At 67.5% G+C, this 17,844-nt stretch carries 15 protein-coding genes and 4 pseudogenes; 13 read left to right on the top strand and 6 right to left on the bottom strand.

The window, feature by feature from the left end:
* The first annotated feature begins 3 nt into the window (after positions 1–3).
* Positions 4–2,127, top strand: a complete 2,124-nt coding sequence (locus QC826_RS14165) for a CHASE2 domain-containing protein (protein ID WP_279766154.1) — start codon at positions 4–6, stop codon at positions 2,125–2,127.
* A gap of 21 nt (positions 2,128–2,148) precedes the next feature.
* On the opposite strand, the gene QC826_RS14160 is transcribed toward QC826_RS14165, so the two are convergent.
* Positions 2,149–2,745, bottom strand: coding sequence for an OmpA family protein (locus QC826_RS14160; protein WP_279766153.1), 597 nt, complete (start codon positions 2,743–2,745; stop codon positions 2,149–2,151).
* Between the two features lies 1 nt (position 2,746).
* Entirely contained in the window at positions 2,747–3,205 is a 459-nt protein-coding gene (locus tag QC826_RS14155; protein WP_279766152.1) for a FecR domain-containing protein, read from the bottom strand.
* A gap of 61 nt (positions 3,206–3,266) precedes the next feature.
* Here QC826_RS14155 and QC826_RS14150 point away from each other — a divergent pair, with 61 nt between their 5' ends.
* From QC826_RS14150 to QC826_RS31640, 4 genes and pseudogenes are all read left to right on the top strand, one after another.
* Entirely contained in the window at positions 3,267–3,698 is a 432-nt protein-coding gene (locus QC826_RS14150) for an ATP-binding protein (RefSeq protein WP_279766151.1), read from the top strand.
* A gap of 164 nt (positions 3,699–3,862) precedes the next feature.
* Complete coding sequence (locus QC826_RS14145) at positions 3,863–4,495, top strand: FABP family protein (RefSeq protein WP_279766150.1); 633 nt, start codon at positions 3,863–3,865, stop codon at positions 4,493–4,495.
* A gap of 9 nt (positions 4,496–4,504) precedes the next feature.
* Positions 4,505–4,960: a GNAT family N-acetyltransferase gene (locus QC826_RS14140; RefSeq protein ID WP_279766148.1), complete on the top strand. Its 456-nt coding sequence runs from the start codon at positions 4,505–4,507 to the stop codon at positions 4,958–4,960.
* Between the two features lie 82 nt (positions 4,961–5,042).
* Positions 5,043–5,570: pseudogene (locus QC826_RS31640) on the top strand (enoyl-CoA hydratase/isomerase family protein); the annotation flags it as partial.
* 89 nt (positions 5,571–5,659) lie between these two features.
* Here the strand turns inward: QC826_RS31640 and QC826_RS31635 are convergent.
* Positions 5,660–5,986, bottom strand: a complete 327-nt coding sequence (locus QC826_RS31635) for a hypothetical protein (protein WP_409567826.1) — start codon at positions 5,984–5,986, stop codon at positions 5,660–5,662.
* Here QC826_RS31635 and QC826_RS31630 point away from each other — a divergent pair.
* The 4 genes and pseudogenes from QC826_RS31630 to QC826_RS14125 form a co-directional block, all read left to right on the top strand.
* Positions 5,955–6,047: pseudogene (locus tag QC826_RS31630) on the top strand (hypothetical protein); the annotation flags it as partial. The gene QC826_RS31635 and the pseudogene QC826_RS31630 overlap by 32 nt on opposite strands.
* A gap of 28 nt (positions 6,048–6,075) precedes the next feature.
* Positions 6,076–7,131, top strand: coding sequence for a 3-hydroxyacyl-CoA dehydrogenase NAD-binding domain-containing protein (locus QC826_RS31625; RefSeq protein WP_409567825.1), 1,056 nt, complete (start codon positions 6,076–6,078; stop codon positions 7,129–7,131).
* Between the two features lie 197 nt (positions 7,132–7,328).
* A pseudogene (locus QC826_RS31620) lies at positions 7,329–9,005 on the top strand (diguanylate cyclase domain-containing protein); the annotation flags it as partial.
* 82 nt (positions 9,006–9,087) lie between these two features.
* Positions 9,088–10,302 (top strand): EAL domain-containing protein, encoded by a 1,215-nt coding sequence (locus QC826_RS14125; RefSeq protein WP_279766146.1) that lies wholly within the window; start codon positions 9,088–9,090, stop codon positions 10,300–10,302.
* 17 nt (positions 10,303–10,319) lie between these two features.
* Here the strand turns inward: QC826_RS14125 and QC826_RS14120 are convergent, their stop codons facing one another.
* The 3 genes from QC826_RS14120 to QC826_RS14110 form a co-directional block, all read right to left on the bottom strand.
* Positions 10,320–10,871: a hypothetical protein gene (locus tag QC826_RS14120; protein ID WP_279766144.1), complete on the bottom strand. Its 552-nt coding sequence runs from the start codon at positions 10,869–10,871 to the stop codon at positions 10,320–10,322.
* A gap of 6 nt (positions 10,872–10,877) precedes the next feature.
* A complete protein-coding gene (locus QC826_RS14115) occupies positions 10,878–11,291 on the bottom strand; it encodes a hypothetical protein (RefSeq protein ID WP_279766143.1) in 414 nt (137 codons plus the stop codon).
* Between the two features lie 140 nt (positions 11,292–11,431).
* Complete coding sequence (locus QC826_RS14110) at positions 11,432–13,135, bottom strand: MFS transporter (protein WP_279766142.1); 1,704 nt, start codon at positions 13,133–13,135, stop codon at positions 11,432–11,434.
* 318 nt (positions 13,136–13,453) lie between these two features.
* Between QC826_RS14110 and QC826_RS14105 the strand changes: the two genes are divergently transcribed.
* From QC826_RS14105 to QC826_RS14090, 4 genes and pseudogenes are all read left to right on the top strand, one after another.
* The gene (locus QC826_RS14105) at positions 13,454–14,632 is read left to right on the top strand and encodes an acetyl-CoA C-acyltransferase (protein WP_279766141.1); all 1,179 of its coding nucleotides are present in this window, start codon (positions 13,454–13,456) and stop codon (positions 14,630–14,632) included.
* 147 nt (positions 14,633–14,779) lie between these two features.
* Positions 14,780–16,696 carry an acyl-CoA dehydrogenase gene (locus QC826_RS14100; protein ID WP_279766140.1) on the top strand — a complete coding sequence of 639 codons (1,917 nt, stop codon included), beginning with the start codon at positions 14,780–14,782 and terminating at the stop codon, positions 16,694–16,696.
* A gap of 20 nt (positions 16,697–16,716) precedes the next feature.
* Positions 16,717–17,019 carry a Dabb family protein gene (locus QC826_RS14095; RefSeq protein ID WP_279766139.1) on the top strand — a complete coding sequence of 101 codons (303 nt, stop codon included), beginning with the start codon at positions 16,717–16,719 and terminating at the stop codon, positions 17,017–17,019.
* 32 nt (positions 17,020–17,051) lie between these two features.
* Positions 17,052–17,835: pseudogene (locus QC826_RS14090) on the top strand (SDR family oxidoreductase).
* The last annotated feature ends 9 nt before the right edge of the window (positions 17,836–17,844 follow it).

Here is a 17,844-nt window from a genome sequence, read left to right as displayed (position 1 = left end):
CCCATGCCGCGCCGGCTGAGCCGCTGGGCCGCGCGCGCCCTGGACCTGGCGCGCGCCGGCCGGGGTCGGCCGCTGGCCGCCGCGCTGGCGCTGCCGCTGGCGGCGGCGCTGGCCTGGCCGGACGACGGCGCGCTGCCGGCGTTGCGGCTGGCCCTGTTCGACGGCTACCAACTGCTGCTGCCGCGCCAGCGCCAGTCCGGGCCGGTGCAGATCGTCGCCGTGGACGAGGCGGCGTTGAAGCGCCACGGCCAGTGGCCGTGGCCGCGCACGCGCTTGGCCGAGCTGATCGACGCGGCGGCGGCGCAACGGCCGCTGGCCATCGGTCTGGACCTGCTGATGCCGGAGGCCGACGCCTCCTCGCCCGAGTCGCTGGCGGCGCGGCTGGCGCCGGGCGCGCTGCGCGACGGCCTGGCGGCGCTGCCGTCCAACGACCAGGCGCTGGCGGCCGCCATGCGGCGCGCGCCGGTGGTGCTGGCGGTCGCCGGCTTCGACGACGCCGCCGTCGGCAGCCGCGACGTGCTGCGCGCCTGGCCGGTGCGGCTGACCATGGCGGGCGCCGCCTTGGGCGCGCTGCCGCCGCACGTGCCGCGCTATCGGCGCGCGCTGGGCAGCCTGCCGCTGCTGCAGGCGGCCGCCAGCGGCCAGGGCCTGGTGTCGGCCGAGCTGGAGAAGGGCGTGGTGCGGCGCGTGCCGCTGCTGGGCGCGGTCGGCGGCACGCTGCTGCCGGGCCTGTCGCTGGAGCTGCTGCGGGTGGCCACCGGCGCCGACGCCGTCGAGGTCCACGCCGACGCGGCCGGCGTGCGCGCCATCGCGGTGGGCGACCTGCGCGTGGCGACCCGGGCCGACGGCGCGGTGTGGGTCAACTATTCGGCGCCGGCGCCGCAGCGCTACATCTCGGCGCTGGACCTGATGCAGGGCCGCTTGGCGCCGGACGCGCTGCGCGACAAGATCGTCATCGTCGCCTTGACCGGCCTCGGCCTGGCCGACCACAAGACCAACGCGCGCGGCGACCTGCTGCCCGGCGTGGACGTGCACGCCCAGCTGATCGAGAGCTTTTTCGACGGCGCCCAGCTGCGCCGGCCCGCCGCCATGCGCTGGGCCGAGGCGCTGTGCTTCGCGCTGCTGGCCGGCGGCCTGGTCTGGCTGCTGCCGCGCCTGCGCCTGCTGCGCGCGCTGCCGCTCGGCGCGGCGCTGGCCGGCCTGCTGTTCGGCGCCGGCCTGGCGCTGTTCCGCGCCGGCCTGTTGTTCGACGCCGCCGGCGTGGCCGGCGCGCTGGGGCTGGTCTGCCTGAGCCTGTGGGCCAACCTGTTCGGCGCGGCGGTGCGGGCGCGGCACGGCAGCGAGCGGGCCTTGCGCGTGGCGCGCGAGGCGGCGGCCACGCTGGCCGGCGAGTTGAACGCGGCGCGGCGCATCCAGATGGCCAGCCTGCCGCGGGCGGCCAGCGCCTTCCCCGGCGAGACCCGCTTCGCGCTGGACGCGTTGCTGGAGCCGGCGCGCGAGGTGGGCGGCGACCTGTACGATTTCTTCATGCTGGACCGGCGCCGCCTGTTCTTCCTGCTCGGCGACGTCTCCGGCAAGGGCCTGCCGGCCAGCCTGTTCATGGTGGTGGCCAAGGCGCTGTCGAAGAGCGTGGCGCTGCGCGGCGAGGCGGGCATGGCGGCCATCATGTACCAGGCCAACCGCGAGCTGCTGCGCGAGAACCCGGAGAGCCTGTTCGTCACCTGCGTGGCCGGCATCCTCGACGCCGACAGCGGCGAGGTCTTGCTGTGCAACGCCGGGCACGACGCGCCCCGGCTGCTGTCCGGCGGCTGCGTCGGGCGGCTGCGCGGCGCCGACGGGCCGCCCTTGTGCGTCATCGAGGACTTCGACTACCCGGTGCAGCGCTACCGGCTGCTGCCGGGCGACTGCCTGTGCCTGAACACCGACGGCGTCACCGAGGCGATGGACGCGGCCGGCCGGGTGTACGGCAATGTGCGCTTGGATAGCCTGTTGGCCGGGCGGGGCGGCGCGGGCCCGGCGGAGGTGGTGCGCGCCGTGCGCGAGGACGTGCGCGCGCATGTGGGCGCGGCCGAGCCTTCGGACGATTTGGCGCTGTTGGTGTTGCGCTGGAGCGGACCCGCCGCTTAGCCCGGCGCGGCCCGGCGCGGCTCAGCGCACGCGGATTTCCACCCGGCGGTTGCGCGGCTCGGCGACGCGGTCGCGGGTCGGCACCAGCGGCTCGCGCTCGCCGCGCGCGCTGGCGCTGATGCTGTCGGCGGCGATGCCCACCTCCACCAGCATCTGCTTGACCGCCAGCGCGCGCTTGAGCGACAGCTCGTCGTTGTAGGCGCTGGTGTCGACGGTGTCGGTGTGGCCGACGACGACGATCTCCGGCGCCGGCCGCCTGGCCAGCTCCAGCTTGATCAGCGCCAGCCGCGCGAGCGATTCCGGCACCAGCGCCTCGGTGGCCGTGTCGAAGTGGAGCAGGAAGACGGCGGCGCGCTGCGGCAGCGCGGCCAGCGTGGCGGCGTAGCGCTGCTGGACGGCGTCGGCCGTCTCGCTGGCGGTGGTGACGGCGCCGTCGCGGCCGATGGCCGCGCTCAGGTAGGGCTGGTCCAGCACGGTCTGGCCGGCGGCCGTGACGATGACGACGGCGCTGGCGCGGCCGTCCTGGCTGGGTAGCAGCACCACGCGCTCGCTCGGCGCGCGCTGCGACTGCGCCAGCGCGGCCAGCGCGCAGACGATCCAGATTAGCGCCGCGCCCATGCTAGGGCTGGCCCGCGCCGACGTCGATCAGGAACTCGGTGCCGCGCACGCCCAGCACCGAGCTGGGGGTGCGGAACTGCACCGCGCCGGGCGACTGCTTGGACAGCTTGCCGGAGATGACGCCCATGGTGCCGCGCTTGACGGAGGCGTCCAGGCTGCCCTCGTGGGTGGTCGGATTGAAGGCGAACTTTTCCAGCCAGACGTGGCTGTTCGGCCCCACCGACAACAGCGTCTCGTCGCGCAGCGTGACGCCGACGCTGCCGTCGGCGCCGGTGACGATGCGGTCGCTGCGCATCAAGGCGGCGCCGGGCAGGGCCGGCGACGGCTTGCCCTCGCGCTCGATGACGGCCTGGCCCTTGCTGGTCTTGACCATGCCGGCGGGGAGCTCGGCGGCCTGCGTCCGCCCATATAGCGCGAGCAGTGTGGCGGCGGCGATGCAGATGTGGCGGAATCGGATCATCGTCGTTCTCCTCGACTGAGCATTCCGATAATATGCTTGTATGAGCGGATTGGGAAACGATTTGGACCCGGACAGTGGCGCAAACGGCACGCCGGGACGGCGCTTTGCCGCCCGTCTGGAGGAGCTGCCGCAGGTGCAGGCCTATGTGTCCGACATCTTGCGCGGCGCCGGTTTGGGTGCGGAACGGCTCGGCTGCGCCGAGCTGATACTCGAGGAGCTGTTCCGCAACAGCGTTTTGCACGGTTATGCCGGCGCGGGCGACGGCGCCGTGTGGCTGGTCGCGCAGGGCAGCTGTTTTTCCTTCGAGGACGCCGCGCCGCCCTTCAATCCCTTGCGCGACCCGCCACCGCCAAGCGCGCCGGTGGCCGGGCTGGCCGCCGAGGCGCAGCCGGTCGGCGGCGTCGGGCTGCTGTTGATACGCGGCCTGGGGCGCGCCGTCTCGTATGCCCGCGTGGCGGACCGCAACCGCATCGTGGTCGACCTGGGCCGGTGAGCGGATTGGTAGCTGTGCCGCCGAGGCGTAGGCTGCCGGTGTGTCTTTTTCCGTCAGAGGCTAAAGTGGTCTAATCCAGACCAAAACCAACCGCGCCAGTTCAGGCGGCGCGCCCATCGCATACAATGCTTGCGACCGACGACACACAACAACAGGGGCAAGCCATGAGCGAATTTTCCGAAGACGTCTTCACCGAACCGTCCAACATCGACACCAACACGCTGAACAACCTCGGCCCGCTGCGGCCGATGGCCGGCGTGTGGGAAGGCACGCGCGGCCTGGACATCAAGCCGAAGGCCGACGGCCCGCGCAAGCAGGCCTATGTCGAGCGCATCGAGCTGCAGCCGATCGACCCGGTGACCAACGGCCCGCAGCTGTTCTACGGCCTGCGCTACCTGATCCTGATCACCAAGCCGGACCAGGTCAAGACCTACCACGAGCAGGTCGGCTACTGGCTGTGGGAACCGGCCACCAGCACGGTGATCCAGACGTTGGCGATCCCGCGCGGGCAGATCGCCATGGCCTCGGGCGTGGTGGCGGCGGACGCCAAGAGCTTCGAACTGGTGGCGCTGCGCGAGTCGGACACCTACGGCATCCGTTCCAACCCCTTCCTGGAGTACGGCTTCAAGACCACCGAATACCACATCAAGGTCACCATCAACGACGACGGCACCTGGGGCTACGAGGAGGACACCGTGATGCTCATACGCGGCAAGGAGGACGAGCCCTTCCACCATGTCGACCGCAACCTGCTCAGCAAGGTCGCCGAGCCGACGCCGAATCCAATGGTGCGCTGAGGAGATAGCATGGAATTGGATGTGCGACTCGCGGCGGTGACGGAAGAGAACTTCGAAGCCGTCATGGACCTGCCGCTGCTCAAGCAGCAGGAGGACTACCTGGCCAGCAATGCCTATTCCATCGCCCAGGCCTCGTTCTATCCGGACTTCCAGGCCCGGGCGATCTACGCCGGGCCCGAGCTGGTCGGGTTTTTGATGTACGACCGGCAGTCCAACGACCGGGTCGGCGAATACGGTATCTATCGGTTCATGGTCGACCATCGACAGCAGGGCAAGGGCATAGGCCGGCGCGCGATGGAGCTGGTGTTGGCCGAGATCCGCGCCTGCGCCGGCGTCGAGCGCATCACCATCTGCTACCACCCGGAGAACCCGGTGGCCAAGGACTTCTACGCCAGCTTCGGCTTCGTCGAGGTGGGCTTGGACGACGACCACGAGATGATCGCCGAAATCTTGCCGGGGGCGTAGAAAAAATAATACGACCGTTCTTTTATGCGGTATAGTTAGCTACTCGCATCCCCATCGACTTCACCAAATACAAGGAAGAGACATGAGCGCCGAATACCAAGTTAGCGGTTCCGTTGCCGTCATTACGCTGAACAATCCGCCGGTCAACGGCCTGGGCCTGGCCACGCGCGCCGCCGCCGTCGACGGCATCCAGCGGGCGCTGGCCGACGCGGCCGTCAAGGCGATCGTCATCACCGGCGCCGGCAAGGCTTTTTCGGGCGGCGCCGACATCAAGGAATTCAATTCGCCGAAGGCGCTCGCCGAGCCTAGCCTGGCCACCCTGATCGCCACCGCCGAGGGCGCGTCCAAGCCGGTGGTGGCCGCCATCCACAGCGTGTGCATGGGCGGCGGGCTGGAGCTGGCGCTGGGTTGCCACTACCGCGTGGCCCTGCCGGGCGCGCAGATCGCCTTGCCGGAAGTGAAACTCGGCCTGCTGCCGGGCGCCGGCGGCACGCAGCGCCTGCCGCGCGTGCTGGGTTTGGAGATGGCGCTGAACATGATCGTCTCCGGCACGCCGGTGCTGTCGGAAAAACTGGCCAAGACGGCGCTGTTCGACGAGGTGTTCGCCGCCGGCACCGACCTGCTGGCCGCCGCCGTGGCCTTCGCCGGCAAGGTCGCCGACGCCCGTCCGCTGCCGAAGGTGCGCGAGCGCAAGGTCGACTATCCCAACCACGAGGCCTTCCTGCAGTTCTCCCGCAACACCGTCAAGGCCATGTCCGGCCCCTTCCCGGCGCCGCTCAAGTGCGTCGAGACGGTGGCCGCCGCCGTGACGATGAAGTTCGACGACGGCGTCAAGTTCGAGCGCGAGTGCTTCCTGGGCCTGATGCAGACCACCGAGTCGAAGGCGCTGCGCCATGCCTTCTTCGCCGAGCGCGTCGCCAGCAAGGTGCCGGACGTGCCGTCCGACACGCCGACCCGCGCCATCAAGCAGGCCGCCGTGATCGGCGCCGGCACCATGGGCGGCGGCATCGCGATGAACTTCGTCAACGCCGGCATCCCGGTGATCCTGCTGGAAACCAAGCAGGAGGCGCTCGACAACTGGCCTGGCGACGATCCGCAGGAACTACGAGAACACCATGAAGAAGGGCAAGTTGACGCAGGAGAAGTTCGACCAGCGCCTGGCCCTGATCAGCGGCACCCTGTCCTACGAGGAGATCGGCCAGGCCGACATCGTCGTCGAGGCCGTCTTCGAGGACATGGGCGTCAAGGAAACCGTGTTCCGCAAGCTCGACGAGGTGATGAAGCCGGGCGCCATCCTGGCCTCCAACACCTCGACCCTGGACCTGAACCAGATCGCCAACTTCACCAAGCGGCCCGAGGACGTCGTCGGCACCCACTTCTTCAGCCCGGCCAACGTGATGAAGCTGCTCGAGATCGTGCGCGGCGCCAAGACCGGCAAGGACGTGCTGGCGACCACGCTGGCGCTGTCGAAAAAACTCAAGAAGACCGGCGTGGTGTCCGGCGTGTGCGACGGCTTCATCGGCAACCGCATGATCGAGCAGTACAGCCGCCAGGCCGGCTTCCTGCTGGAGGAGGGCTGCCTGCCGGAGCAGGTCGACCAGGCGGCCGAGAAGTTCGGCTTCGCCATGGGACCGTTCCGCATGGGCGACCTGGCCGGCAACGACATCGGCTGGTACATCCGCAAGCGCCGCTATGTGGAATCGCCGGAGATCAGCTATTCGAAGACCGCCGACCTGCTGTGCGAACTGGGCCGCTACGGCCAGAAGACCGGCGCCGGCTGGTACGACTACAAGGCGGGCGACCGCAAGGCCTATCCGTCCGAGCTGGTCAACGCCATGATCGTGCAGCATTCGGCCGAGCTGGGCGTGGCGCGCCGCAAGGTCGGCGACCAGGAGATCGTCGAGCGGCTGGTGTTCTCGATGGTCAACGAGGCGGCGCTGATCCTCGAGGAGGGCATCGCCATGCGCGCCTCCGACATCGACATGGTCTACCTGACCGGCTACGGCTTCCCGCTGTTCCGCGGCGGCCCGATGTTCTACGCCGACACGGTCGGCCTGCCCAACGTGCTGGCGGCGATCGAGAAGTACGCCAAGGGCCACCACGGCGAGGCCTGGCGGCCGGCGCCGCTGCTGGTCAAACTGGCGGCCGAGGGCAAGTCCTTCAACGGCTGAATCTGTAAATACTAGTACGAAAAATTCCAAGCCGCTAGCGATAGCGGCTTTTTTCTTGCTAGTGTTGCGCGGAAGGCGGTGGCCTTCTAACAGGCAATTGGCGAAATAAAAACGGGGTAAGATTGATTTGAGGTTCATCTTTCCGCGCATGTTCTGCGCCTTGTCAAACAGGAGCCACCCGATGAAAGCCCCGCGCCATGGCAGCACTCGCTGAGTTCCAGCAGAAGTTCCAGCAACTGAGCCTGCGCACCCGCCTGCTGGTCGGCATGGCCGCCCTGGTGGCGCCGGTGCTGCTGGCGATACTGGCGGTCACCGCCAGCCAGCAATACCTTTCCACCGCGCTGCAGGGCTTTATCGAGCGCGACAACCGCATCGTCGAGCTCAGCCTGCGCGCCAGCGCGGCGCTGTTGCCGGGCGCCGTCGATGGTCCGGCGCGGCTCGAGGCGCTGCGCGACGTGCGCGAAAACATGCGCCTGGCCGCCGCCGTGGCCGCCGAGCCGCTGCGCAGCGAGGCGCAGGACATCGGCCTGCTCAGCTACCAGGCCGGCGCCTATGCGCAACTGGCCCGGCGCATCGCCGCGCTGAGCGAACACGCCACCGAGGCCGGCCTGGCCGGCGAGCGGCGCCTGGGCTGGTTGCGCCACCAGACCACGCTGCTGGCCCTGCTGGCGCCGCTGGTGGCGCTGGGCATCGGCCTGATGCTGGCCTTCGGCGTGGTGCGCGGCATCGACCGCACGCTGCGCGAGTGCGTCGCCTTCGCCCGCGACGTGGCCGACGGCAAGCTGCCCAAGCGCCTGCAGGTCAACAGCGCCAGCGAGTTCGAGCAGCTGGTCAACACCCTCAACGACCTGGCCGTCGACGCCCGCCACAACGAGGACGTGCGCCACCAGCAGGCCGCCAGCCTGCTGGTGCTGGAGCGCGTGGTGGCGCTGCGCGGCGCCTGCAACGCGGCGCTGGCCGGCGCCGTCGACGAGATGGCGATGCTGCAGGCCTTCTGCGGGGCGCTGGTCGAGGCCGGCCACTACCGCCTGGCCTGGATAGGCTACGCCCGCCGCGACGCCGAGCAGCGCATCGAGCCGGTGGCGCACGGCGGCAGCGACCGCGACTATGTCGACCAGCTCAAGCTGAGCTGGGGCGAGGACGTGCGCCGCCGCGCCGCCGCCGGCACCGCCATCGTCCAGCGCCGCATCCTGGCCACCAGCGACGTCGCCCACGACCCCTTGTTCGCCGCCTGGCGCGGCGGCGCGCTGCCGCGCGGGCTGCTGTCCTGCGTCGCCATGCCGCTGTGCTGCGGCGACGAGGTGATCGGCGCGCTCAACCTGTACGACGGCGCCGTCGGCCGCTTCGACGCCGCCGAGCTGGCGCTGCTGGGCGAGCTGCTGCGCAACCTGGAGCACGGCATCGCCCGCGTGCGCGAGGCGGCCGAGCGGCAGCGCATCGAGGCCCTGCTCGACCACCGCGTCAGCTTCGACACGCTGACCGGGCTGGCCAACCGGGTCACCCTGGAGGGCCGGCTGGCGCAGGCGGCCGAGCAGGCCAGGATCGGCGGCAAGCAGCTGGCGGCGCTGTTCGTCGACCTGGACCGCTTCCGCGACGTCAACGACAACTTCGGCCACAAGGTGGGCGACCAGATGCTGGCCGAGGTGGCCCGCCTGCTCGAGTCGCTGGCCGGCGAGGGCGCCACGGTGGCGCGGCCGGCCAACGACGAGTTCGTCATCCTGCTGCCCGGCGTCGAGTCCGGCGCGGCGGCCGGCGCGCTGGCCACCACCATCCTGGCGCGGCTGGGCCAGCCGCTGCCCGGCGGCCCGCCCAACGTGCGGCCGCTGGCCTCGATCGGCATCAGCCTGTTCCCCGACGACGGCGCCGACCCGGCGGCGCTGCTGCGCACCGCCGACCTGGCCATGCAGGACGCCAACGGGCCTGGGCGGCAACACCTTCCGCTTCTTCGCGCCGGCCATGAACGCCCGCATGGCGGCGCGCTTCTCGATGGAGGCCGACCTGCGCCAGGCGCTCGAGCGCGAGGAGCTGCTGATGCACTACCAGCCGCAGGTGAGCCTGGCCAACGGCAACATCACCGGCGCCGAGGCGCTGATGCGCTGGCGCCATCCGACCCGCGGCATGGTGGCGCCGACCGAGTTCATCCGCCTGGCCGAGGAGACCGGCCTGGTGCTGCCGCTGGGCGCCTGGGCCATCGACAACGTCTGCGCCCAGCTGCGCGCCTGGCGCGAGCAGGGCCTGGCGGTGCCGCCGGTGGCGGTCAACCTGTCGGCCCGGCAATTCCACCAGAAGGACCTGGTGCAGGTGGTGCGCGCCGCGCTCAGCGGCAACGGCCTGGCGCCCGGCGCGCTCAAGCTGGAGGTGACCGAGAGCGCGGTGATGCACGACGTCGAGGCCGCCGTCGCCATCCTGGCCGAGCTCAAGCTGCTCGGCGTCGGCATCTCGCTCGACGACTTCGGCACCGGCTACTCCTCGCTGAGCTATTTGAAGCGCTTCCCCATCGACCAGCTGAAGATCGACCGCTCCTTCGTGCGCGACGTCACCACCGTGCCCGACGACGCGGCCATCTGCAACGCCGTCATCGGCCTGGCGCACAATATGCACATCAACGTCATCGCCGAGGGCGTCGAGACCGAGGGGCAGATGAACTACCTGCGGCGGCAACACTGCGACGAGATGCAGGGCTTCCTGTTCAGCAAGGCCGTGGCGCCGGCCGCCTTCGCCGAGATGTTGGCCGCCCACAAGAGGCTGGCGTTGCCGAGCGACAGCGCCGAGCGCACCATGTTGATCCTCGACGACGAGGTCAACATCGTCAAGGCGCTGTCGCGCACCCTGCGGCCGGACGGCTACCGCATCCTCACCGCCAACAACGCCGCCGACGCGCTGGCCCTGCTGGCCCTGCACCGGGTGCAGGTGGTGCTGTCCGACCAGCGCATGCCGGAGATGAGCGGCACCGAGTTCCTCAGCCGGGTCAAGGCGCTGTACCCGGAGACCATCCGCATCATCCTGTCCGGCTACACCGATTTGGAGTCGGTGATCGACGCCATCAACCGGGGCGCCGTCTACCGCTTCTTCACCAAGCCGTGGAACGACGAGCTGCTGCGCAACTGCATCGGCGAGGCCTTCCAGCAGCACCGCCTGATGTACCAGCACGAGGTGGCCGAGCAGAGCTAGAATCCAAGTCCCCGTACTTACGGCGAGCTTGGCTTCTGATGAATGACCTCGCTCGCAGTAAATGCGCCTGGTCGAACCTTGGCGATGGATTGTCGCGCCTGATTGGCCGACTTTATCCAGTGTTTTTGCTCTGCATATTCAAGGAAGGCTTGCGTACTGAGAAGCGTGTAAGGCTTTGCCAGGGAGGTCGCATTTTTGAGAAACCAAGCATCCTCGAAGAGGATAACCGGATGTGTGCCTCTCGTGTTCAGCTGCAGGTCGATGAGCAAGCTTTGTATGGAAAGCTCGCCAAGATTGCGCGGAGTTTGGTAATTTGGATCGAGAGCCCTTGCCTCTCGAATCTGCATGCCAACTTGTGTTTGGAAAATGCTGATGTGCGCTGCGTTCTGCGTGTAATAGGAAAGCAAACGTTGGGCTTCGATCGAGGGATTCGTTCCAAATCCGCGATCAATGGTTTCCTCACGAACGATGTCGCTGATGCCAACTCGGAAACGAGCAAGTAAGCCCAACAAATTCCCGGCGGCCAAGGAGAACAGTGGCCCAGAGTCGGGAATGAGCAACTGGCTCATGCCGGTTTATGCTAGCTCAGATGGTTTGCTGGGTTCACTGGGTATTTTCGCCGTCACTTCAGGTTCAATCAAGCAACCGTCAAGGGCGTTGCGCGCCTGCTCCAATTGTTGACGAGTGAACTCCTCGGACAGACGAGGTAGAGGCAGGCCCAGGGCGGCCAAACGTTGAAATACGTAACCCGCGTCGGGCAGCTCAAGCTGGCGTGCGGCTTCCAAGATTGAAATCCGTCCGCTGCTTACCGCCATTAGTACGCTGGTGGATGGGTCTAAGGCCGGTCCGCGTTCCTTTTCTTCGCGGCAGAGCGACGCGAGGAAGGCGGAGACGAGCTCATCAAGGGAACCGCCATGTTTCGCCACAAAGGCCTGGGCGTTCGCCAGCACTTGCTCATCCACTTTGAATCCAATTTCCGCCTTACGCATACCGGCCTCTCAGTGCGAAATTGACCTGATAATCATGCGACAAACAGCAAGCGCTGTCAACGCGACGGGAGACGTCGCCGGCAGTCTAGAAATGAAAAAGCCGCCATCGCTGGCGGCTTTCGTCTTGCTGCGGCAGCGGATCAGTCGGCTGCGTAGATGTCGTTGTCGCGCGTCTCGCTGACGAACAGGGTGCCGATCACCACGGTCGCCAGGGCGATCACGATCGGATACCACAGGCCGTAGTAGATGTCGCCCTTGAAGGCGACCAGCGCGAAGGCGGTGGTCGGCAGCAGGCCGCCGAACCAGCCGTTACCGATATGGTAGGGCAGCGACATCGACGTGTAGCGGATGCGGGTCGGGAACATCTCGACCAGCATGGCGGCGATCGGGCCGTACACCATCGTCACGTACAGCACCAGCACGAACAGCAGCAAGACCATCATCGGCTTGTTGATCTGATCGGGATCGGCCTTGGCCGGATAGCCGGCCGCCTTGATGGCGGCGCCGGCCTCCTTCTTGAACTCGGCCTCCTTCTTCTTGCTGTCGGCGTCGAAGTTCAGGCCGTCGGCGGTCATGGCGGCGTTGAACGAGGTCAGCTCCTTGTCGCCCACCTTGATGACGGCCATGCTGCCGGCCGGCGCGTCGACCTTGGTGTAGGCGACCGAGCCGGCCGACAGCACCTGGGTGGCGATGTCGCAGGACGAGGGGAACTTCTTGGTGCCGGTCAGGTTGAACTGGAAGTGGCAGGAGGCCGGGTCGGCCACCACCACCACCGGCGAGTTCTTCAAGGCCGTTTCCAGCGCCGGATTGCCGAAGTGGGTCAGGCCGGCGAACAGCGGGAAGTAGGTCAGCGCGGCGATCAGGCAACCGCCGAGGATGATGTACTTGCGGCCGATACGGTCCGACAGGGTGCCGAAGAAGATGAAGAACGGCGTCGCCAGCAACAGCGCGATGGCGATCAGGATGTTGGCCGTGGCGATGTCGATCTTCAGCGTTTGCAGCATGAAGAACAGGGCGTAGAATTGGCCGGTGTACCAGACGACGGCCTGGCCCATGGTCAGGCCGACCAGCGCCAGGATGACGATCTTCAAGTTCTTCCACTGGGCGAAGGCCTCGCTCAACGGCGCCTTCGAGGTCTTGCCCTCGGCCTTCATCTTGGCGAAGGCGGGCGACTCGTTCATCGACAGGCGGATCCACACCGACACGCCGAGCAGCAGCACCGAGACCAGGAAGGGCACGCGCCAGCCCCAGGCGTTGAAGCCTTCCTCGCCGATCGCCAGGCGGGTGCCCAGGATCACCATCAGCGACAGGAAGAAGCCCAGGGTCGCGGTGGTCTGGATCCAGGCGGTGAAGGCGCCGCGCTTGCCCTCGGGGGCGTGTTCGGCGACGTAGGTGGCCGCGCCGCCGTATTCGCCGCCCAACGCCAGGCCCTGCAGGATGCGCAGGGTGACCAGGATGATGGGGGCGGCGATGCCGATCGCGGCGTAGCCGGGCAGCAGGCCGACGATGAAGGTCGAGGCGCCCATGATCAGGATGGTGATCAGGAAGGTGTATTTACGCCCGATCATGTCGCCCAGGCGGCCGAACACCAGCGCGCCGAAGGGACGCACGATGAAACCGGCGGCAAAGGCCAGCAGGGCGAAAATGAAGGTGGTGGTGGGGTCGCCGATGAAGAATTGCTTGGCGATGATGGATGCGAGCGAGCCGTACAGGTAAAAATCGTACCATTCGAACACCGTCCCCAGCGAGGAAGCAAAGATGACCTTGCGTTCCTCGGCTGTGATCGGATTGGACTTTTGGCCCATCTTGCGCACATCCGCCGTACTGCCGGTTGTAACTGCCATGGTTTGTCTCCTTATAGTAATTATTGGACAACGTCAGCGGATTCGGGTGTTCTCCCCGTTTTTATCAGCTTGATTGAGTGTGGGCGCTTAAGCTTACGCCAAGCTTGCTCCAAACTTACGCAAAGCTTACAGAATATTAAGGCGGCGCGTGGCAAAATCTGCTATAAAAAGTTCTCTGAAAATTTGCGAACGACCGTACTAAAATATGCTATTCTCATCCTTATCAGTGCACATGAAACCGCGCCACGGCGTTCGGGGCGACCCGCGGGCCCGGCTTGCGGCTGACAAAACAAAACACTTTTCCTCCAGGAGACTCACATGATAGATGCCGTCATCGTATCGACCGCCCGCACCGCCTTGGCCAAATCGTGGAAGGGCGCGTTCAACATGACGCACGGCGCCACGCTGGGCGGCCACGCCCTGCAGGCGGCCATCGCCCGCGCCAACATCGAGGCCGGCGAGGTGGAGGACGTGCTGGTCGGCTGCGCCAACCCCGAGGGCGCCACCGGCGGCAACATCGCGCGCCAGATCGCCATCCGCGCCGGCTGCCCGGTGAGCACCGGCGGCATGACCATCAACCGCTTCTGTTCGTCCGGCCTGCAAACCATCGCCACGGCGGCCCAGCGCATCATCGCCGGCGAGGGCGACATCTACGCCGCCGGCGGCGTCGAGTCGATCTCCTGCGTGCAGCAGGAGATGAACATGCACATGTACAAGGAAGTCTGGCTGGCCGAGCACAAGCCGGAGATCTACTGGCCGATGCTGCAAACGGCCGAGACCGTCGCCAAGCGCTACAACATCAGCCGCGAGCGCCAGGACGAGTACGGCGCGCAGAGCCAGCAACGGGCCGCCGCCGCCCAGGCCGCCGGCCTGTTCAACGCCGAGATCGTGCCGATGACCACCGTCATGGGCGTGGCCGACAAGGCCAGCGGCATGTTGCTCAGCCGCGAAGTGACCATCTCCGCCGACGAGGGCATCCGCGCCGACACCACCTACGAGGCCGTCTCCAAGATCCGCAGCGCCGTGCCCGGCGGCGTGGTCAGCGCCGGCAACGCCAGCCAGTTCTCCGACGGCGCCTCGATGGCCATCGTGATGAACGCCAAGACCGCCGCCGCCAAGGGCCTGCAACCGCTGGGCATCTTCCGCGGCTTCGCCGTGGCCGGCTGCGAGCCGGACGAAATGGGCATCGGCCCCGTCTTCGCCATTCCCAAGCTGCTGAAGAAGGCCGGCTTGACGGTCGCCGACATCGGCCTGTGGGAGCTCAACGAGGCCTTCGCCGTGCAGGTGCTGTATTGCGCCGACAAGCTGGGCATTCCGCTCGACCGCCTCAACGTCAACGGCGGCGCCATCGCCGTCGGCCACCCCTACGGCGTGTCGGGCGCCCGCCTGACCGGCCACGCGCTGATCGAAGGCAAGCGCCGTGGCGTCAAGTACGTCGTCGTGACGATGTGCATCGGCGGCGGCCAGGGCGCGGCCGGCTTGTTCGAAGTGGTCTAAACGGCCTCGGCCGCGACACGGCTTCAGGGTCAGACCCTAGGGTCTGACCCTATGCTCTGACCCTCGCTGCGCGCCGCCGGGTTTGCCAGCTCGCCATCTCACGCCATCTCACGCCATCAGCACATTCCACCTCCTCAAGGCACCCGAATGCAATCGACCCTGCTGTCGCGCCGCGACATCGAATTCATGCTCTACGAGTGGCTGGACGCGGAGGCGCTGAACCGCCGCCCGCGCTTCCAGGACCACAACCGCGAAACCTTCGACGCCGCCATCGACACGGCCGAACAGATCGCCACCGACTTGTTCGCCCCGCACAACAAGAAGAGCGACCAGCAGGAGCCGCACGCCGTGCCGGACGGCAACTGCCTGCGCGTGCAAATCATTCCCGAAGTCAAAACCGCGCTGGACGCCTTCTGCGCCGCCGGCTTGATGGCCGCCGGCCAGGACTTCGAGCGCGACGGCATGCAACTGCCGACGGTGGTGGAAAAGGTGCTGTCGGCCTACTTCACCAGCGCCAACGTCAGCACCGCCGCCTACATCTTCCTCACCATCAGCAGCGCCAACACCCTGCTCAAGTGCGGCACGCCGGAACAGGTGCGGCGCTTCGTCGAGCCCATGTTCGCCGGCAAGTTCTTCGGCACCATGTGCCTGTCCGAGCCGCAGGCCGGCTCCAGCCTGTCCGACATCAGCACCCGCGCCGAGCCGGATCCGGCCGCCGGCGTCGACGGCGAGCGCCAGTACCGCCTGCGCGGCAACAAGATGTGGATCTCCGCCGGTGAGCACGAGCTGGCCGGCAACATCGTCCACCTGGTCTTGGCCAAGATCCCCGGCCCGGACGGCAAGCCGATTCCCGGCGTCAAGGGCATCTCGCTGTTCCTCGTGCCCAAGTTCCTGGTCAACGCCGACGGCAGCCTGGGCGAGCGCAACGACGTCGTGCTGGCCGGCCTGAACCACAAGATGGGCAACCGCGGCACCAGCAACTGCCTGCTCAACTTCGGCGAGGGCAAGTTCCTGCCGGAAGGCAAGGGCGGCGCCATCGGCTACCTGGTCGGCACCGCCCACCAGGCCCTGGCCAACATGTTCCACATGATGAACGAGGCGCGCATCGCCGTCGGCCTGGGCGCCGCCGTGCTCGGCTACACCGGCTACCTGCACGCGCTGGACTACGCCCGCAACCGGCCGCAGGGCCGCCATCCGGCGCAGAAAGACCCGGCCCAGCCGCAACTGCCCATCATCGAACACACCGACGTGCGGCGCATGTTGCTGGCGCAGAAGGCCTACGTTGAAGGCGGCCTCGGCCTGGTGCTGTACAGCGCCCGCCTGGTCGACGAGCAACGCAGCGCCGAGACGCCGGAGGCGCGCGAGCACGCCGGCCGCCTGCTCGACTTCCTCACGCCGATCACCAAGTCCTGGCCCTCGCAATGGTGCGTCGAGGCCAACAGCCTGGCGATCCAGGTGCACGGCGGCTACGGCTACACCCGCGAATACAACGTCGAGCAGTTCTACCGCGACAACCGCTTGAACGCCATCCACGAAGGCACCCACGGCATCCACGGCTTGGATTTGCTGGGCCGCAAGGTGTCGATGCAGGACGGCGCGCTGTTCAAGGCCTTCGGCGGCGAGCTGCGCAAAACCGTGCGCAAGGTGCGCGGCAGCGTCGCCGTGCCGGCCCACGCTGGCGCCGGCCTGCCGGCCGAGCTGGCCGCCGAGCTCGCCAGCGAGCTGCTGGCCCACGCCGCCGCGCTGGAGTCCAGCTGGCAACGGGTGGAACAAGTCACGCTGGCCCTGTATGCTGCCGGGGACATGAACAAGACGCTGGCCAACGCCAGCGCCTACCTGGAAGCGGTCGGCCACGTGGTGGTGGCCTGGATCTGGCTGCAGCAGGCGCTGCTGGCCGCCAGCCAATTGCCCGAGTCCAAGGCGGCCGACACCGACTTCTACCGTGGCAAGTTGCAGGCCTGCCGCTTCTTCTTCCGCTGGGAACTGCCCAAGGTCGAACAGCAGCTGGCCCTGCTCGAAAGCATAGACACCACCACGCTCGATATGCAAAACGCGTGGTTCTAACGAATCGATACGAAAAACATATGATCAAGCACATCGTCCTCTGGAAACTCAAGGAACACGCCGAAGGCGCCGACCGCGCCAGCAACGCCGCCAAGATGAAAACCATGCTCGACGCCTGCGCCGATCTGGTGCCCGGCATCCTGAAATTGGAGGCGGTGGTGGCCCAGCCCGGCCTGGAAGCGACCTACGACGTGGTCCTCTACTCGGAGTTCACCGACAAGGCCGCGCTGGACGCCTACCAGAACCATCCCTCGCACGTGGCACTCAAACCATTCTTCGGCGCGGTGCGCGAAGCGCGCCAGTGCATGGACTACGAAATCTGATACCGCAACCCCCACAACAATAAGGAAGAGACATGCGTACAACACAAGAATTATTCTCCCTCGCCGGCAAGACCGCGCTGGTCACCGGCGGCTCGCGCGGCCTGGGCCTGCAAATGGCGCTGGCCTTGGGCGAGCAGGGCGCCAAGGTGGTGATCTCCTCGCGCAAGCAGGCCGATTTGGACGAGGCGCTGGCCTTCCTGGCCGAGCAGGGCGTGACCGCCACGGCCGTCGCCGCCGACCTGCAGGACGACGCCCAGGTCACCACCTTGGTCGACGCCGCCATGAGCCAGCTCGGCCACATCGACATCCTGATCAACAACGCCGGTGCCAGCTGGGGCGCGCCGGCCGAGGACCATCCGATCGAAGCCTGGGACAAGGTGATGAACCTCAACATCCGCAGCATCTTCCTGGTGTCGCAGGCGGTCGGCAAGCGCTCGATGATTCCGCGCAAGTACGGCCGCATCATCAACATCGCCTCCATCGCCGGTTTCAGCGGCAACCCGCCGGGCACGATGAAAACCATCGCCTACAACACCTCCAAGGCCGCCGTGATCAACTTCACGCGCACCCTGGCGGGCGAGTGGGGCGCCTACGGCATCACCGTCAACGCGGTGGCGCCGGGCTTCTTCCCGTCCAAGATGACCAAGGGCATCCTGGAAAAACTGGGCAGCGACGAGCTGGCCAAGGGCGCGCCGCTGCAACGCATCGGCGACAACGAGGACTTTGAAGGGCGTGGCGGTGCTGTTCGCCTCCGACGCCGGCAAACACATCACCGGCCAGACGCTGGCGGTGGACGGCGGCGTATCCGCCGTCTAAGGAGCATCG

It is taken from the genome of Rugamonas sp. DEMB1, from assembly GCF_029834475.1.
GTDB classification, from domain to species: domain Bacteria; phylum Pseudomonadota; class Gammaproteobacteria; order Burkholderiales; family Burkholderiaceae_D; genus Rugamonas; species Rugamonas rubra.
This window is presented reverse-complemented; position numbering and strand designations above follow the sequence as displayed.

Excerpts from the sequence above, each read along its gene's own strand:
- QC826_RS14165 (WP_279766154.1), top strand. The coding sequence starts at position 4 with ATGCCGCGCCGGCTGAGCCGCTGGGCCGCGCGCGCCCTGGACCTGGCG.
- QC826_RS14160 (WP_279766153.1), bottom strand. The coding sequence starts at position 2,745 with ATGGGCGCGGCGCTAATCTGGATCGTCTGCGCGCTGGCCGCGCTGGCG.
- QC826_RS14155 (WP_279766152.1), bottom strand. The coding sequence starts at position 3,205 with ATGATCCGATTCCGCCACATCTGCATCGCCGCCGCCACACTGCTCGCG.
- QC826_RS14145 (WP_279766150.1), top strand. The coding sequence starts at position 3,863 with ATGAGCGAATTTTCCGAAGACGTCTTCACCGAACCGTCCAACATCGAC.
- QC826_RS14140 (WP_279766148.1), top strand. The coding sequence starts at position 4,505 with ATGGAATTGGATGTGCGACTCGCGGCGGTGACGGAAGAGAACTTCGAA.
- QC826_RS31625 (WP_409567825.1), top strand. The coding sequence starts at position 6,076 with ATGAAGAAGGGCAAGTTGACGCAGGAGAAGTTCGACCAGCGCCTGGCC.
- QC826_RS14125 (WP_279766146.1), top strand. The coding sequence starts at position 9,088 with ATGAACGCCCGCATGGCGGCGCGCTTCTCGATGGAGGCCGACCTGCGC.
- QC826_RS14120 (WP_279766144.1), bottom strand. The coding sequence starts at position 10,871 with ATGAGCCAGTTGCTCATTCCCGACTCTGGGCCACTGTTCTCCTTGGCC.
- QC826_RS14115 (WP_279766143.1), bottom strand. The coding sequence starts at position 11,291 with ATGCGTAAGGCGGAAATTGGATTCAAAGTGGATGAGCAAGTGCTGGCG.
- QC826_RS14110 (WP_279766142.1), bottom strand. The coding sequence starts at position 13,135 with ATGGCAGTTACAACCGGCAGTACGGCGGATGTGCGCAAGATGGGCCAA.
- QC826_RS14105 (WP_279766141.1), top strand. The coding sequence starts at position 13,454 with ATGATAGATGCCGTCATCGTATCGACCGCCCGCACCGCCTTGGCCAAA.
- QC826_RS14100 (WP_279766140.1), top strand. The coding sequence starts at position 14,780 with ATGCAATCGACCCTGCTGTCGCGCCGCGACATCGAATTCATGCTCTAC.
- QC826_RS14095 (WP_279766139.1), top strand. The coding sequence starts at position 16,717 with ATGATCAAGCACATCGTCCTCTGGAAACTCAAGGAACACGCCGAAGGC.